This is a genomic window from Pedobacter heparinus DSM 2366 (assembly GCF_000023825.1).
Taxonomy (GTDB): domain Bacteria; phylum Bacteroidota; class Bacteroidia; order Sphingobacteriales; family Sphingobacteriaceae; genus Pedobacter; species Pedobacter heparinus.
This window is the reverse complement of record NC_013061.1, coordinates 5065724-5082063: the sequence shown is the minus strand read 5'-3', so window position 1 is coordinate 5082063 and position 16340 is coordinate 5065724. Positions and strand designations below refer to the sequence as shown.

Below are 16340 nucleotides of genomic sequence, written 5' to 3'. Positions count from 1 at the left end.
ATTGAATTAAAAAGAGATACATGAAGATCTGGCAAAAAAACATTGATGTAAACAAGGATATTGAAGCTTTTACAGTAGGCAAAGACAGGGAACTGGATTTACAGATGGCGGCTTATGATGTTCTGGGCTCACTGGCGCATGTAGAAATGCTGGAAAGTATTGGCTTACTTACTGCAGCAGAACTTGCTGAAATACAGAAAGCGCTTAAAAATATATATGCAGAAATAGAGGCGGGTAAATTTGTTATTGAAGATACAGTAGAGGATGTGCATTCGCAGGTAGAGTGGCTGTTGACCCAGCGTATAGGTGATGCCGGTAAAAAAATCCATAGCGGACGTTCGCGTAACGACCAGGTGCTGGTTGACCTGAAATTGTATTTCAGAAGCTGTATTGAAGAGATGGTGGGCAATACTGCTGTGTTATTTGCACAGCTGATTGAGCTGAGCAATACCCATGCAGCTAAATTGTTGCCGGGGTATACCCATTTGCAGATTGCAATGCCTTCGTCCTTTGGTCTGTGGTTTGGTGCCTATGCAGAAAGTTTGGTTGACGATATGGAGCTGATGCTGGCAGCCTGGAAGGTATGCAATAAAAATCCATTGGGTTCGGCTGCGGGTTACGGTTCTTCTTTTCCTTTAAACAGGACGATGACTACTGAACTGCTGGGTTTTGAACGCTTAAATTACAATGTGGTTTACGCACAGATGGGCAGGGGCAAAACGGAAAGAATCCTGGCCCAGGCCATGTCGGCCCTTGCCGCATCGCTGGCAAAAATGGCCATGGATGTTTGTCTGTTCATCAATCAGAATTTTGGCTTTATCAGTTTCCCTGATGAACTGACTACCGGATCGAGTATTATGCCGCATAAAAAGAACCCGGATGTGTTTGAGCTGATCCGCTCACGTTGTAACAAGATCCAGGCCTTGCCTAACGAAATTGCAATGATGATCACTAACCTGCCTTCCGGCTATCACCGCGATCTGCAATTGCTAAAGGAAAATCTTTTCCCGGCTATGGTTTCTTTAAACGAATGCCTGCAGATGACTACTTATATGTTGCAAAACATTAGGGTTAAAGATGGGATACTGGATGATAAAAAGTATGCTTACCTGTTTAGCGTTGAGGTGGTGAATGAACTGGCTTTAAAAGGTGTGCCTTTTAGGGAGGCATATAAAATTGTTGGTGAGAGCATTGAAAATGGCTCGTTTAAGCCTGAAACACAGATTAACCATACCCATGAAGGCAGCATTGGCAATTTATGCAATGCAGAGATCACCGCGATGATGGATGAGGTATTGTCGCAGTTTAAGTTTGAACAAACACATCAGGCGATAGAGAAATTGCTGGCTTGATTTTATTTAAACTCAGATGTCTTATGGAACTCAATATCCGGGTAATCCCGCATGGTCATGTTGATCATGAACTCATTGTCGGCCAGGTAAACCGGGTTGCCATCTTTATCTTCGCCAATATGCTGCTGTTTTCTTTTCAGAAACTCGGCCAGCTTGGTTTTGTCTTTTGAGGTTACCCAGTTGGAACGGGTATAGCTCAACATCCTGAAAGCGGCTTTGGCGCCATATTCATGTTCCAGGCGGAAAGCGATAACCTCAAACTGAAGTTCCCCTACCGCACCCACTACTTTACGGTTTCCGGGCTGCATGGTAAACAATTGGGCAACACCTTCTTCCGTGAGCTGTTGTATGCCTTTTTCCAGCTGTTTTGTTTTTAGGGGGTCTCTGTTCTCCAGTTCCTTAAATATCTCGGGAGAGAAGCTGGGAATGCCTTTAAATTGAAGTTTTTCCCCTTCTGTAAGCGTGTCCCCGATTTTGAAGTTTCCACTATCGTATAAACCCACCACATCACCTGGCCAGGCTTCTTCTACAATACTTTTTTCATTGGCCATGAAATCCATTGGGTTAGAAAACTTCAGCTTTTTGTCCTGACGGGTATGGTAATAGAATTTATTGCGTTCAAATTTTCCGGAGCAGATCCTTAAAAAAGCAATGCGGTCGCGGTGTTTTGGATCCAGGTTGGCATGGATCTTAAATACGAAACCAGAGAAGTTCTTTTCTTCTGCGGCTACTTCACGTTGCTCGGCCTCACGGCCTTTTGGACTTGGGGCGATGTTGATGAAGGTATCCAGCAGCTCTTTTATCCCGAAATTGTTAATGGCACTGCCAAAAAATACCGGGGCCAGCAAACCCTCAATGTACATGCTCTTATCCAGGTCGCCATAAACCCCGTGTACCAGTTCCAGGTCTCCTTTAAGGCCTTCGAGTTCTTTTGGCTTTAAAAATTTGGTCAGGTTATCATCGTTCAGGTCGTTTACCTCTATTACGGGTTCACTGATCTTTGTTTTATCGGGTTCAAAGAGGTTTAAATGTTTGTTGTAAATGCTGTATACCCCCTTAAACGTGTGGCCCTGACCAATTGGCCAGGATAAAGGGCAAAGGCTGATGTTTAATTTGTGCTCTATTTCGTCCAGCAGGTCAAAAGCATCTTTACCTTCACGGTCCATTTTATTGATAAAAATGATGACCGGTGTATTGCGCATCCGGCATACCGACATCAGTTTTTCTGTTTGTTCCTCTACACCCTTCACACAGTCGACCACCAGGATTACACTATCTACGGCAGAAAGGGTGCGGTAAGTATCTTCCGCAAAATCCTTGTGCCCGGGTGTATCTAAAATATTGATGCGCTTATTCGCGTATTCAAACCCCATTACAGAAGTAGCTACAGAAATGCCACGCTGTTTCTCAATTTCCATAAAATCGGAAGTATTGCTTTGGTTGGCCTTGTTGCGTTTTACAGCACCGGCGGTATTAATGGCCCCGCCAAAAAGCAGGAATTTCTCTGTTAAGGTTGTTTTACCGGCATCGGGGTGACTGATGATGGCGAATGTTTTTCTTTTTTCTATTTCAGGGTGAATCATAGCGGCGGCAAAGATAACTATAATATATAAAAGAAAAACCGGCTATTGTAATAGCCGGTTTTTCAGTAATGAATTGGTTCGGTTAACTCCTGCCTCCGCGGCTTGGTCGTTCAGCTCCTCTGCCACCTTGTTCGCCGCGGCTTTCAGAACTTCTGGCCGGAGGTGCACTTTGTTGGGTCCGTTCCGGTCTTTGGTACTGAGGCTGGGCCTGTGGCTGCTGCGGTCTGCTTTCCTGACGTTGTGGTTGTTGCTGTCTTTCCTGCTGACGCGGGGCTTCCGGCCTGTTTTCCTGACGCTGAGGTCGTGCCTGTGGTTGAGGACGCTCCTGACGCTCCTGACGTTGTTGTGGGGCAGGCTGAACTTCCTGTGGCCTTTGTGCAGGAGTTTCTCCTGAAGGATTTTGTCTTTCTATTCGCTGTGGTCTTGTTGAGCCGTTGTTTTCCGGGCTTCCTGTTCTTGATGGCCTGCCATTATTTTCATAAATAGGTCTTTCGCCCCTGTTTTGAGGTGTAGTTACGCCGTTTTCACGGTTATCAGGTCTGTTACCCTGGTTGTCAATTCTGGAAGGGCGCCCGGACGATGATCCGTTGCTTGCCGTTCCGCGGTCTCCTCTTGGTGTGGTATACCCTTCTCCTCTGATGGCTTCCCGTGGTTTGGCATTTACATTGGAACTACCCCTGCTTGGCCTTGGCGTATAGATGTCAACACTGTTGCCATTTATGTTACTGCGGCTTGGCCTGCCTGTGGTATTTACATTATATACTCTTACATCTCTTCCGGTTGCACGTCTGATGTCATCGGCCCTTGGGCCAGTGTAATAAGTACGGCGGTTATTTACGTAAGTATTGTTAATGATGGTCGTGTTATGGATGATGGTCACATTTCTGCGGGAATAATATCGTGGAAAGCTATCGTAATAGATATTCCTTTGGGGGATAAATACCCACCACAGATCGGGGATGTTAAGGTTGATATTGATGTTCATTCCAGGGCCCATCGGCGCCCAGCCATAATAGCCACCACCACTTCTCCAGCTTACCCATGCAGGTCCCCATGTGGTATCAGGAATCCATATCCATTGACCGTAACGGTTGTAAACCCATCTTCCATAGTGAAAAGGCGCCCAGCCCCAGTCGTAATTGGAAACCCAGGTGTTACCGTACTCGGTCATTGCCCAGCGGCCATTGGTATAATAAGGCCTGAAATCGCCTTGTTCTACATCAGGTCTCCAAACGTACCCGTATTGCGGATCCTGTATCCAGGTACCATAAGGCGACAGTTCATCATAAAACGATTGGAGCGAAACATCATCTCCCTGCGCCATAACCTTTTGTGCTGCACCGGTGAACATGAGCAGCAGCCCAAGTACAATTGCCGGTAATTTGATCATGTTTTTCATTTGTGTGTGTTTAATTTGTGTGTGTTTAATTTACCTAACGTTTTTTATTATATCAATTTGAGTTCCAAAGATTCCCATAAGTTTAATCTATCTATTAAAATATTACATTGTCATGTTTGTTTTATGCCTAATTATATTGGTCTGATACCAGATGTGGCAGATTTTAATTTATAATTAGGCATAAAACAATTTACGTTTTTTCTTCCTGATAACGCTGATTTATAACCTAAGATTACCTGCAGACTACAGTATTGTGACGGGAAAGCTGGGCTTTACGGTAATATTTTTCTTCTTTTGCAGGTAAAATCAGAATAACGAATGACAAAAGGAACCTTATTTCTTATCCCAGTTCCCCTGGCGGAAAATGCTGCCCAGAAAACTTTTACCCCATATCTTGGAGATACCATAAATGCCATTTCGACTTATATTGTTGAGAATGAGAAAACGGCGCGTAAATTTTTAAAAGAGGCGGGATTAAAAATACAGCAGAGTGAGCTGGTTATTCACGATTATGGCAAACACAAGCGTGGAAATTCTATGGTGCCTTATTTTAAAGAGCTGATGACCGGTATGGATGTCGGTCTGATGAGCGAGGCCGGATGTCCGGGGATTGCCGATCCGGGTGCAGATGTAGTAGCTGAAGCACACAAAAGGGGAATTAAGGTAGTGCCCCTGGTTGGGCCAAGTTCAATTCTATTGGCCCTGATGGCTTCAGGTTTTAACGGGCAAAGCTTTACCTTTCATGGCTATTTGCCAATTGATAAGGCTGAAAGGGCAAAAAAGATCAAAGAACTGGAGCAATTGTCGCAAAAGAACAGGCAAACACAACTTTTTATTGAAACACCCTTTCGTAACAATCACTTGTTTGAAGATATCCTGAAGAATGCTTCCGGACAAACACAATTGTGTGTAGCCTGTAACTTAACCGCTGAAGATGAGTTTGTGAAGACTTTGCCGGTAGGGCTGTGGCGTAAAGAACGTATAGACCTGCATAAAAAACCAACTATATTTCTGTTGTATAAAGCCAGCTAACGGTACATATTTTTGCTGTCTATAAAGGACAGTACCTTATCCGGAACAAAGTACTGGAGGTTTTTACCCGCAGCAATTCCCTTGCGGATAAAGGTAGAGGAGATATCCATTTGCGGGGTATCGGTAATTTTAATAGCCGGATGTTCTGCCCACTCACTGATGTCAGCACCCGGCCGCGGGTACACATAGATTTCATAATGCTGCAAAATGACCTCATAATTCTTCCATTTTTTGAAAGAGGAAAGGTTGTCTGCACCCATAATTAAGGCAAATTCTTTTCCAGGATACTTTTCCTGCAAATGCGTAAGGGTATCAATGGTATAAGAAGGTTGTGGCAAGTTGAACTCTATATCGCTTACTTTTATATGGTCTGCATTTTCAGTAGCCAGTTTTGCCATTTCAAGCCTGTCGTACATGTTAGACAGGCCATTTTTATTTTTTAATGGGTTGTGCGGAGAAACGACCAGCCAAATTTCTTTAAGTTCCGTAAAGCCGGCCATATACCCGGCGATAACCAGGTGGCCGGTATGAATGGGGTTAAAGGAGCCAAAAAAAAGACCGGTTTTCATCAGCAAGTATTATTTTTTTATAAAATCCCCTACCAGTTTTTCTGCTTCCAGACAGGCTGTATGCAGGTCAAAGTTGTTAAGGATAACGTCAAATTTATCGGCATAAGCCAGTTCTTTCTCTGCTTTAACAAAGCGCTCCTGCAGCTTTTCGGGGCTATCGGTACCCCTGCCCCTTAAACGTTCTTTAAGTACGGCTAAGGATGGGGGTTGTACAAATATAGCTAGCGCATCATTTTCATATTTACGTTTTAAGCGCAAGCCACCTTCTACATCAATATCAAAAATGACATGTTTGTCTTCATCCCAGATGCGCTGGATTTCAGACCTCAGGGTGCCGTAAAAAGTTCCGCTGTAAACTTCTTCAAACTCTACAAATTCCTGGCGCGCAACTTTGTGCAGAAAATCTTCTTTGGTAATAAAATAATAGTCTTTTTCATTTTTCTCATCCCCGCGCAACTCCCGGGTAGTTGCTGATATAGAAAAGCTCAATGAAGGGAATTTCGTAAGCAAATGTTTAACGATGGTGGTTTTGCCTGCACCCGAGGGAGCAGAAAATATAATCAGTTTACCTTGTTTCATCAGGGCTTACAAAACGTTTAATAATTGTTCTTTAATTTTTTCCAGTTCTTCTTTCATGCCAACAACCAGCTGTTGGATCTGTGCATCGTTGGCTTTAGCGCCCATGGTATTGATTTCACGGCCGATCTCCTGAGAGATAAAACCCAGCTTTTTACCATTGGCATCTTTGCTTTTCAGGGTTTCGATAAAATAATCGCAATGACTTTTTAACCTGATCTTTTCTTCAGTGATGTCTAATTTGTCGATATAATAGATCAGCTCCTGCTCTAAACGGTTCTGATCTACGTTCAGCTTACCTACATTGTCCTCTAAAAACTGGTTCAGGCGGCTCCTGATCTGCGGGATCCTGAGTGGTTCCAGCACTTCAATCTGGCCAAAGAACTCCAGGATATTTTTGATCCGCAGCTCCAGGTCTGTTTTCAGGACGTTACCTTCTGTTTCCCTGAACTGGTTAAAGCTGGCCAAAGCCTTGTTAAAGGTGTCAAAAAGGATGACCCAGTCGTTCTCACTTACCTCATCTTCGGTGTAACTGATCACTTCAGGAAAATTGAGTACAGCCTGTAAAAGATTAGTTGAATTTGCACCCAGACTGGTATTGATGGCTTCAAGCTGCCTGTAATACCTGCTTAGTAAAGCGGCATTGATGCTGGCTCCTTTCAGGGCTTCTTCCCCACGTTCAAGATTGATGGAAACGCTAACTTTTCCGCGCTCAATTTCTTTGCTGCAAATGTTACGGAGCAGCAGTTCCTTATCCGAAAAGGCTTTTGGTAGTTTTAGATTGAGTTCTAAAAACTTACTGTTTAAGGATTTTATCTCTACAGCAAATTTTACATTTTCATGATCTGCAGAGGCCAGGCCATATCCTGTCATTGATTTTATCATGTGCAAAGATATAATTTATTGGCTTTTCCTGCCTATTTAACTTTTTTTAACTAAGGTATTTGACAAACAATGGTTAATTTTACGTTTATATATGACCTATGTTAAAATTTAACCGTCTACATATTCTTCTGTTTTGGGCATTTTTTCTTTTCTTTTTGCCGGCAGCTTTTGCACAGGACTTTTTACTTGGGGGTGTTGTTTTCGAAAAAGGGACTTCCAACCGCATCGCGGGTGCTGAGGTGATCAATAAAAGAACGGGATATAAAGTAAGCAGTAGTGACTTTGGGCTGTTTCAGATCAGGGCCGGTGTAGGGGATACCCTACTTGTAATTAAAGCGAATTTTTCGGATGCCGAAACAGTTGTATCATCAAATAAGGACATCCTGGTTTATCTTACTGGCGGACGGATGCTTAAAGAAGTGAACATCACCGGACAGACCAAGAAACAGGAGCTGGATGAACTGAAAAGGGATTATAAGGATAAAGGATCTTTTTACCAGGGTAAGCCACCTTTTCTTTCTTTTCTTTTTAAACCCCTAACTGCTGTTTATGAGTTGTTTGGCCGTACCCCAAAAAATGCGAGGAGGTTTGGCCGCTATTACGAAACCGAGCTGCAGCAAACGCAGATAGATGGGTTTTTTAATGAGTTTTTGATTCAGAGCAATACAGACCTGAAGGGGAAAGACCTGGAAAAATTTATGCTGGATTACCGGCCTGAATACGAAAAGGCGAAGAACTGGGCCCAGTATGACGCCATTAAATACATCAGGGATTCCTATAAGAAATACACCGATACACTTAAAAAGAATTAGATAGAAAGTGCTTCGCAGGCTTTTTCTGCAGCCAGCTTTTCGGCGTTTTTCTTGTTGTAATCACGGCCAATGCCATAGCTTTCTCCTTCAACAACAGCCTGGATGGTAAACAACTTGGCGCTTTCACCTTCCTCATTTTCCATCATGTCAAAGGTAATGTCCTTGCCATGGCGCTGGCACCACTCGATCAGTTTACTTTTAAAATTGGTCTCGGTCAGTTCAAGGGTATGAATGTCAATGTAAGGTTTCACAATTCTCTTCAGCAGGAATTCACGGGTAAAATTGTATCCTTTATCCAAATAAACAGCACCAATAAGGGCCTCAAAAGCATCGCCAAGCATAGAATGATGCTTGGTTTGTACATTCACCGCCTTTTGATCAAATACAATCAGCTGATCGAACCCCATTTTTCGGGCAAGCTGATTTAAATTGGCCCTGTTTACAATTTTAGAGCGCATTTCTGTCAAAAAACCTTCTTCTTTATAGGGATAGCTTTTAAATAATAATTCTGCAATTACAGAGCCCAGAACAGCATCTCCTAAAAACTCGAGCCGCTCATTGCTGCTCCTGCTTCCGTTTTTTAAAATTTTTGCCACAGACCTGTGCCTGAATGCCATTTTATATAAGGTGGCATTTCCCGGCACAAAGCCTAAAATGTTTTTTAACTTTCTTATAAAGACTTTATCGGCTGAAAGATAAAGCTTATACAGGTCAAATAATGGCATTAATTATGTTTACTCTTCGTATTTTTTGAAAATTACAGACGCATTATGACCACCAAAACCAAATGTATTGCTCTGAGCAGCACGAATGGTACGTTTTTGCGCCTTATTAAAAGTGAAATTTAATTTTGGATCACATTCAGGATCATCGGTAAAGTGATTGATTGTTGGAGGCACAACATCATTTTTCACTGCAAGTATTGCAGCAATGGCTTCTATTGCGCCGGCAGCACCCAATAAATGTCCTGTCATCGATTTGGTTGAACTGATGTTCAGTTTGTAGGCGTCTTCTCCAAAAAGATCTACGATGGCCCTGCTTTCAGATATGTCGCCCAATGGGGTAGACGTACCGTGAACATTGATATAGTCAATATCAGCCGTAGTGAGCCGGGCATCGGTTAAGGCATTTTGCATGACCATTCTGGCACCCAATCCTTGCGGGTGAGGTGCTGTAATGTGATTGGCATCTGCACTCATCCCTCCGCCAACCAACTCGGCATAGATCTTGGCCCCGCGTTTTTTAGCATGCTCCAGTTCTTCCAGAATGATGGTTCCTGCACCTTCGCCGGCAACAAAACCATCACGGTCTTTGTCAAATGGCCTGGAGGCTGTTTTAGGATCATCGTTTCTCGTAGAAAGGGCGTGCATGGCATTAAACCCGCCAATACCAGCTTCATTGATAATGGCTTCCGAACCACCGCTGATGATCACATCACACATATTCAGTCGAATATAATTGTAAGCGTCGATCATGGCATTTGTAGAGGAAGCACAGGCTGAAACCGTAGCGAAATTTGGTCCCCTTAGTCCATATTTTATAGAGATATGGCCCGGAACAATGTCAATAATTACTTTTGGAATGAAAAAAGGATTGATACGTGGTGTACCATCGCCTAAGAAAAAGGCTTTCATTTCATCCTGAAATGTTTTAAATCCGCCAATACCAGAACCCCAGATTACACCAATACGATTGGTGTCTAACTGTGAAAAGTCGAAATTACCATCTTTTACAGCCTCTTCGGTCGCTACTAAAGCGTATTGAACAAATGGGTCTAATTTGCGGGCTTCTTTTTTATCCAGAAAATCTTCCGGATTGAAGTTTTTAAGCTCGCATGCAAATTTTGTCTTGAACTTTGAGGTATCAAAACCGGTAATAGGGCCGGCACCACTCAGCCCATTCACCAAACCATCCCAGAACTCTGGGATGGTATTGCCGATTGGAGTGAGCGCACCTAGCCCTGTAACTACTACTCTTTTTAATTCCATTTATACGGATTATACGGAAACCGTATTTTTACTTAACGTTTTTCTCTAAGTAAGCAATTGCCTGACCAACTGTGCCGATAGTCTCAGCCTGATCATCAGGGATTGCTACATTGAATTCTTTCTCAAACTCCATAATAAGTTCTACTGTATCCAAAGAATCCGCACCCAAGTCGTTAGTGAAAGAAGCTTCTGGTGTAACTTCGTTTTCATCCACACCTAATTTTTCAACGATAATAGCCTTAACTCTTGAAGCAATATCAGACATAATGTTATAATTTAATGGTTAAATAATTCAGTGCAAAGAAAAATAAATTCTTACACATTTCAAATGTTTTTATTTCTGTACCAATTTTAATGTTTTTATTTTGAACATCAATGTAAAATTAGTTTTATAATTTCGTATTTCCGTAAAATATTCTGTTTTGAACAAAACTTACTTAAAACTTTCACTAGACCTCGACTTTGTATTAATTGCCATCACTGCCTCTTTAAAGGATTACGTACTGTGCCATAAAATCAATACCAGTCTGAATTTTGGGTTTGAAAAGATAGATGACCATGAAGTTTATTTCAATATTGATGAAGAGCCGCTTGCCTTTTCCAAATATTATTTTTTTGTGGAGCAGGGCGAAATTGAATACTATCTGATCAATAACAGAAATGCTGAAGGTTTTTTAATTCCAGAGATGAATAAGGTTGATTTTTTTATGATTATCCATCAATATATTGACAAGGAAGACCTGAATTTTATCATTGGAGGTTTGAATAAACTTGCTGATATTCAGGTGGCTGCGCAAATAGAGCCGTCCAAATTAAGATCGAAAGAAAATTTGATAATGTAAATTTTATATTGAAGGTGTACAAAATACACTATATTTGGATTTACATAACCAAACAGATAACTTTAATAAATCAGACTAGCATCAGTTTTCTGTATCAAAAAACGCTCGTTTTGTTGGTCTGTAATAAAATTTAAATAACTCAATGAAACCATTTCATTCTAGAACAAAAATCGTAGCCACTTTAGGCCCCGCCTCAGCTAAACCAGACGTTTTATATAGTATGTTTAATGCCGGACTGGATGTTTGCCGTTTAAACTTTTCTCATGGTTCACAGGCAGATCACCAGGAGGTATTGGATACCATTCGTGGCCTTAATGAAAAACACAATTATAATGTTGGGATCCTTGCTGATCTTCAAGGGCCGAAAATAAGGATTGGTATGGTGAAGGACGGTGGTATTCAGCTGGTTAATGGAGCGAAAACCATTATTACCACTAAGGAGTGCATTGGCAACGAAGAACGCATTTACATCACTTATGAGTCTTTTCCGAAAGATGTTAAAGCTGGCGAGATCATCTTATTGGATGACGGTAAACTACAGATGCGGGTATTGGAAACAAATCATCAAGATGAAGTTGTTTGCGAGATTGTTCATGGTGGGATACTAACTTCCAGGAAAGGTGTGAACCTGCCAAATACCAAAGTTTCTATTCCATCGCTTACAATAGAAGACCGTAAAAACCTTGAATTTGTTCTCGAAAACGATGTAGAATGGATCGGGCTTTCTTTTGTACGAAATGCTGAAGACATCATAGAATTAAAGGATATCATTAAAGAACGCGGAAAATCAGCCCGTGTGATTGCAAAAATTGAGAAACCGGAAGCGATTGCAAATATTGATGAAATTATTGCTGTTTCTGACGGGATTATGGTTGCACGTGGTGATCTGGGCGTTGAAATGCCAATGGAAGAAGTGCCTTTGCTGCAAAAAATGATTGTTCAGAAATGTCGTGCTGCTTCAAAACCTGTAATTGTGGCCACACAGATGCTGGAAAGTATGATCACGACACCAAGACCAACACGTGCCGAGGTAAATGACGTAGCCAATTCAGTATTGGATGGGGCAGATGCAGTAATGCTGAGCGGGGAAACCTCTGTAGGTGAGTTTCCGTTGATCGTTATTGAAACCATGCAAAAGATCATTCAGAACATCGAGCAAAACAATTATCCTTTTCATCCTGAGAAATTCCTTAAGCCTAAAGCAGAGAGCTTTTTAAGTGATGCAGTTTGCGATACTGCCTGCTTCCTGTCAAAACAAACCAATGCAGTTGGTATTGTTTCGATGACACTGAGTGGCTATACCGCTTTTGAGATCTCGAGTCACAGGCCAAAAGCCCACGTTTACATTTTTACAAGTAACAGAAGCCTGTTAAACAGTCTGAGTTTACTTTGGGGGGTTCAGGGCTTCTTTTATGACAGGTTTGAGAGCACTGATGAAACCATACAGGATGTGAATGATTTGCTCAAAGCGAATAAACTGATCAAAAGCGGTGATGTGATTATCAACACAGCGGCTATCCCGATGGAGCGTAAGGGCAAAACGAATATGCTAAAAGTTACGGTTATTGATTAATATACTTTAACAATCAATTTTTTTTCTACTTTTGCATTCCGCAAAAACGGAGAGTTGTCCGAGTGGTCGAAGGAGCACGCCTGGAAAGTGTGTATACCCCAAAAGGGTATCCAGGGTTCGAATCCCTGACTCTCCGCTGAATAAATAAGGGCCCAACATTGTTGGGCTCTTACATTTAAGCCAATTGTCTTTTGCCCTCCCCGCTTTTTTGTTCAATTCGTTCAAGATTATAATATTCTGTGTATTATCTCTATTTTAGAGCAATCATTCCCGATCAAAATGAATTGCTTAATTGTAGATGACAATATTATAGCGCTCGCTGTGCTCAAAAAGCTGATCAGTATGGAACCTACACTGACAGTGGTGGGGGAATGTTTTGATGCTGTTGAAGCTTACAAACAAATTCAGACAAAGGAAGTAGATATCTTATTTCTAGATATAGAAATGCCGGATATGAGCGGCATAGAACTGGTGAAAAGTTTAGGCGATAAACGGCCAATGGTTATCTTTACTACTTCTACAATAGGGTATGCCGCTGAGGCCTTTGACCTAAATGTGGTTGATTTTCTGATCAAGCCCGTTAGCCCTGCGCGGTTTCTGCAGGCGGTAGAAAAGGCAAAGCGGGTGTTGCTTACCAAAGGTTTGTCTGTTGCGGATAAAGAAGATGAGTTTGTGTTTATACGTGATTCCAATGTGGTGCGCAGAGTTAAGGTGAGCGATATTTTATATATGGAGGCCCGGGGTGATTATGTCAGAATCAACTTGACCGATCATACCTATTCCATCCACTCTTCTTTAAAATCGGTAGAAGAAAAATTATCTAAAAATATGTTTCTGAGGGTACACCGCTCATTTATCATCAATGTCGGAAAAATAGATACCATTGAGGGCGGAACACTGATCGTGCACCGCAATATGGTTCCTGTATCGGATGCTTATCGGGCAACTTTATATAAGAGAATGCAAATCCTGTAAATGATTATCCATAAAAAAGGCGGCCAGTCAATTGGCCGCCTTTCAGGTATTCTGGTGTGTTAAATTTTAATCCATAAATAAAGCATAGCAGCCAGCGCACAACCTATTACGGGGCCAATTACCGGTATCCAGGCGTAATTCCAGTTATTACCACCTTTACCCGCTACTGGCAATAGGGCATGCATAATTCTTGGTCCCAGATCTCTTGCCGGATTAATAGCATAGCCGGTGGTACCGCCCAGCGAAAGACCGATTACCCAAACCAGTAAGGTTACCGGCAATGCGCCAATGGAGCCCAGTCCAATCGGGCTTTTATCTGTACCCATTTCGGCATTTGTAAAATGAAAGATGACAAATATGAGTACAAAAGTGCCAATGATCTCGCTGATCAGGTTAGATACCGTATTTGGAATGGCGGGGCCGGTACAAAAGGTAGCCTGTTTTGCCCCTTTATCTTCAGTGCCGGCATAAAAATCTTTAAACAATAGCCAAACGAGGAAAGCCCCCGACATAGCGCCTATAAATTGAGCCGCAATATACATTGGTGCATTGGCCCAGGGAAATTTTCCGGCAATGGCCAGTCCAATGGTTACGGCTGGATTAAGATGGGCGCCACTATAGGGTCCGGCGATAACCACGCCTACAAATACAGCCAGGGCCCAGGCGGTGGTAATCACAATCCATCCACCATTGTTGCCTTTGGTTCCTTTCAAAACCACGTTGGCAACCACCCCGTTGCCCAATAAGATCATAAACATCGTGCCGAGCACTTCGGCTGAAAAAGGTGACATGTTGATTCGGTTTAAATTTGGTTTATAAATTAATTAATTCTCGGCATTGGCTTTTGCGGCTTTTACTGCCCTGTTCCAGCCTTTTATACGTTCAGCAATGTTATCGGTATTGCCTGCATTAAAATTCTTGTCAATTTTCCATTGTCCGCTAATGTCATCCATGCTGTTCCAGTAGCCTACAGCCAGTCCGGCCAAATAAGCAGCCCCCAAAGCGGTTACTTCCGTTACTTTCGGACGGATTACTGTGGTATCCAGCAAATCGGCCTGGAACTGCATCAATATGTCGTTGCTGGTTGCCCCGCCATCCACACGTAATTCTTTAATGGCATGTCCTGAATCAGCTTCCATAGCTTTAAGCACTTCCATGGTCTGAAAAGCAATACTTTCGATTGCTGCTCTGGCAAGGTGTGCAGCAGTAGTTCCACGGGTGATACCGGTTATGGTTCCGCGGGCATCCTGGTTCCAGTGTGGTGCACCCAGACCGGCAAATGCAGGTACCAGGTAAACACCACCTGTATCCGCTACCTTTAATGCAAGGGTTTCTACTTCGGCCGAAGAGCTGATGATGCCCAGCCCATCCCTTAGCCATTGTACAACTGCCCCGCCAATAAAAATACTTCCCTCTAAAGCATACTGTACTTTGCCATTTATTTTCCAGGCTATGGTGGTTACCAGGTTGTTTTGCGAAACAATGGGTTTATCGCCGATGTTCATGAGCATAAAGCAACCTGTTCCATAAGTATTTTTAACCATTCCTACTTCAGTACACATTTGTCCGAACAGGGCGGCCTGCTGATCACCGGCAATGCCGGCAATAGGAATTTTTGCGGCAAGTACATTTCCTGTGGTCTCCCCGTAAACTTCACTTGATGATTTGACTTCAGGGAGTATATTTTTAGGGATGTCAAAAAGATCAAGCAGTTCCTGGTCCCAATCCAGGGTATGGATGTTATAGATCATGGTCCTGGAAGCATTGCTTACATCTGTAACATGTACCCTGCCATCTGTAAGTTTCCAGATCAGCCATGAATCTATGGTGCCAAAAGCAATATCACCAGCTTCAGCTTTGGCCCTGGCTCCTTCTACGTTATCAAGTATCCATTTGATCTTGGTGGCCGAAAAGTAGGCATCCAGTATCAGCCCTGTTTTTTCCTGTATTTTTTTCGCCAGTCCTTTGGACTTCAGTTCATCACAATAGGCAGATGTACGCCTGTCTTGCCATACTATGGCGTTGTATAAAGGCTCTCCGGTTTTTTTATCCCAAAGTACCGTTGTTTCACGCTGGTTGGTGATGCCGATAGCAGCAATGTCGGGTGGGGTAAGGCTGGCTTTTACAATCGCTTCGGTAGCTACTGCAATCTGGGTAGACCAGATTTCGCTGGCATTATGCTCTACCCATCCAGGTTGAGGATAGATCTGTTCAAACTCCTTTTGGGCGATTGATACAATACTTCCTTCCTTATTAAATACAATTGCCCTTGAACTTGTGGTTCCCTGATCAAAGGATAAAATAAACTTGCTCATAATTTATAATTGCAATAATGTGTAACAAAACGTAAGTATACGGAATCATTATCGAAAGTAAAAGATACAGACAAAAAAAAGCATCCTGTACAGGATGCTTTTTGGAAATAGATAGGAATATATTATCCTCACACACAATAAGGATCAATTGTTTTCACGCTTGCGCTGGTTGTCTCTGTTAGAGGTCTGATCGGAACGTTGTCCGCCTCCGTTTGAAATGCCTTGTTGTTTTTTGTCTTGTTTAGCATTGTGGAACACCCGGTCTGATGTTGGTCTGCCCTGTTCATTACCAGTATGTTTTTGATTGGGTTGATTTTTCATAGTTACAGATTATTTGATAAACAGATCTTTCTTTTTTATAACAGGCTATATAGAAATATGTTTTAAAAAAATAACCCCGGCACTGATTACAGTAACCGGGGCGTTTCCATAGGGATTA

17 protein-coding genes and 1 tRNA gene are annotated in these 16340 nt (G+C 42.4%); 7 read left to right on the top strand and 11 right to left on the bottom strand.

Features of this window, described 5'->3' with window-relative positions; all coding sequences use genetic code 11:
* Positions 1 to 20: 20 nt before the first annotated feature.
* Positions 21 to 1352, top strand: a complete 1332-nt coding sequence (gene argH / locus PHEP_RS20955) for an argininosuccinate lyase (protein ID WP_015810000.1) — start codon at positions 21 to 23, stop codon at positions 1350 to 1352.
* A 2-nt stretch (positions 1353 to 1354) separates the two neighbouring features.
* Here the strand turns inward: argH and PHEP_RS20950 are convergent, their stop codons facing one another.
* Positions 1355 to 2935: a peptide chain release factor 3 gene (locus tag PHEP_RS20950; protein ID WP_015809999.1), complete on the bottom strand. Its 1581-nt coding sequence runs from the start codon at positions 2933 to 2935 to the stop codon at positions 1355 to 1357.
* A gap of 82 nt (positions 2936 to 3017) precedes the next feature.
* Positions 3018 to 4334 (bottom strand): DUF6600 domain-containing protein, encoded by a 1317-nt coding sequence (locus PHEP_RS20945; RefSeq protein ID WP_015809998.1) that lies wholly within the window; start codon positions 4332 to 4334, stop codon positions 3018 to 3020.
* 318 nt (positions 4335 to 4652) lie between these two features.
* Between PHEP_RS20945 and PHEP_RS20940 the strand changes: the two genes are divergently transcribed.
* Positions 4653 to 5366 (top strand): SAM-dependent methyltransferase, encoded by a 714-nt coding sequence (locus PHEP_RS20940; RefSeq protein WP_015809997.1) that lies wholly within the window; start codon positions 4653 to 4655, stop codon positions 5364 to 5366.
* Here the strand turns inward: PHEP_RS20940 and nadD are convergent.
* From nadD to PHEP_RS20925, 3 genes are read right to left on the bottom strand one after another with little or no spacing between them, the layout of a single operon-like run.
* Positions 5363 to 5935 (bottom strand): nicotinate (nicotinamide) nucleotide adenylyltransferase, encoded by a 573-nt coding sequence (nadD, locus tag PHEP_RS20935; protein ID WP_015809996.1) that lies wholly within the window; start codon positions 5933 to 5935, stop codon positions 5363 to 5365. The two genes, PHEP_RS20940 and nadD, sit on opposite strands and share 4 nt — an antisense overlap.
* Before the next feature lie 9 nt (positions 5936 to 5944).
* The gene (gene gmk / locus PHEP_RS20930) at positions 5945 to 6514 is read right to left on the bottom strand and encodes a guanylate kinase (protein WP_015809995.1); all 570 of its coding nucleotides are present in this window, start codon (positions 6512 to 6514) and stop codon (positions 5945 to 5947) included.
* A 6-nt stretch (positions 6515 to 6520) separates the two neighbouring features.
* Complete coding sequence (locus PHEP_RS20925) at positions 6521 to 7384, bottom strand: YicC/YloC family endoribonuclease (protein ID WP_015809994.1); 864 nt, start codon at positions 7382 to 7384, stop codon at positions 6521 to 6523.
* A 110-nt stretch (positions 7385 to 7494) separates the two neighbouring features.
* Here PHEP_RS20925 and PHEP_RS20920 point away from each other — a divergent pair, with 110 nt between their 5' ends.
* Positions 7495 to 8208 carry a hypothetical protein gene (locus PHEP_RS20920; RefSeq protein ID WP_015809993.1) on the top strand — a complete coding sequence of 238 codons (714 nt, stop codon included), beginning with the start codon at positions 7495 to 7497 and terminating at the stop codon, positions 8206 to 8208.
* Here PHEP_RS20920 and rnc read toward each other — a convergent pair.
* Genes rnc through PHEP_RS20905 form a run of 3 tightly spaced genes read right to left on the bottom strand, consistent with a single transcriptional unit; the run spans position 8205 to position 10461 of the window.
* Positions 8205 to 8933, bottom strand: coding sequence for a ribonuclease III (rnc, locus tag PHEP_RS20915; RefSeq protein ID WP_015809992.1), 729 nt, complete (start codon positions 8931 to 8933; stop codon positions 8205 to 8207). The two genes, PHEP_RS20920 and rnc, sit on opposite strands and share 4 nt — an antisense overlap.
* Positions 8934 to 8942: 9 nt before the next feature.
* A complete protein-coding gene (gene fabF, locus PHEP_RS20910) occupies positions 8943 to 10196 on the bottom strand; it encodes a beta-ketoacyl-ACP synthase II (RefSeq protein WP_015809991.1) in 1254 nt (417 codons plus the stop codon).
* Between the two features lie 28 nt (positions 10197 to 10224).
* A complete protein-coding gene (locus PHEP_RS20905; protein WP_008241990.1) occupies positions 10225 to 10461 on the bottom strand; it encodes an acyl carrier protein in 237 nt (78 codons plus the stop codon).
* Positions 10462 to 10618: 157 nt separating this feature from the next.
* Here PHEP_RS20905 and PHEP_RS20900 point away from each other — a divergent pair, with 157 nt between their 5' ends.
* From PHEP_RS20900 to PHEP_RS20885, 4 genes are all read left to right on the top strand, one after another.
* Positions 10619 to 11038: an IPExxxVDY family protein gene (locus PHEP_RS20900; protein ID WP_015809990.1), complete on the top strand. Its 420-nt coding sequence runs from the start codon at positions 10619 to 10621 to the stop codon at positions 11036 to 11038.
* A gap of 142 nt (positions 11039 to 11180) precedes the next feature.
* Positions 11181 to 12611, top strand: coding sequence for a pyruvate kinase (gene pyk, locus PHEP_RS20895; RefSeq protein ID WP_015809989.1), 1431 nt, complete (start codon positions 11181 to 11183; stop codon positions 12609 to 12611).
* A gap of 48 nt (positions 12612 to 12659) precedes the next feature.
* Positions 12660 to 12747, top strand: a tRNA-Ser gene (locus PHEP_RS20890).
* 143 nt (positions 12748 to 12890) lie between these two features.
* The gene (locus PHEP_RS20885; protein ID WP_015809988.1) at positions 12891 to 13586 is read left to right on the top strand and encodes a LytR/AlgR family response regulator transcription factor; all 696 of its coding nucleotides are present in this window, start codon (positions 12891 to 12893) and stop codon (positions 13584 to 13586) included.
* Between the two features lie 59 nt (positions 13587 to 13645).
* On the opposite strand, the gene PHEP_RS20880 is transcribed toward PHEP_RS20885, so the two are convergent.
* The 3 genes from PHEP_RS20880 to PHEP_RS22275 form a co-directional block, all read right to left on the bottom strand.
* A complete protein-coding gene (locus PHEP_RS20880) occupies positions 13646 to 14377 on the bottom strand; it encodes an MIP/aquaporin family protein (protein ID WP_015809987.1) in 732 nt (243 codons plus the stop codon).
* A gap of 33 nt (positions 14378 to 14410) precedes the next feature.
* Complete coding sequence (gene glpK / locus PHEP_RS20875; RefSeq protein WP_015809986.1) at positions 14411 to 15901, bottom strand: glycerol kinase GlpK; 1491 nt, start codon at positions 15899 to 15901, stop codon at positions 14411 to 14413.
* Positions 15902 to 16045: 144 nt separating this feature from the next.
* Entirely contained in the window at positions 16046 to 16222 is a 177-nt protein-coding gene (locus tag PHEP_RS22275; protein ID WP_015809985.1) for a hypothetical protein, read from the bottom strand.
* Positions 16223 to 16340: the final 118 nt, after the last annotated feature.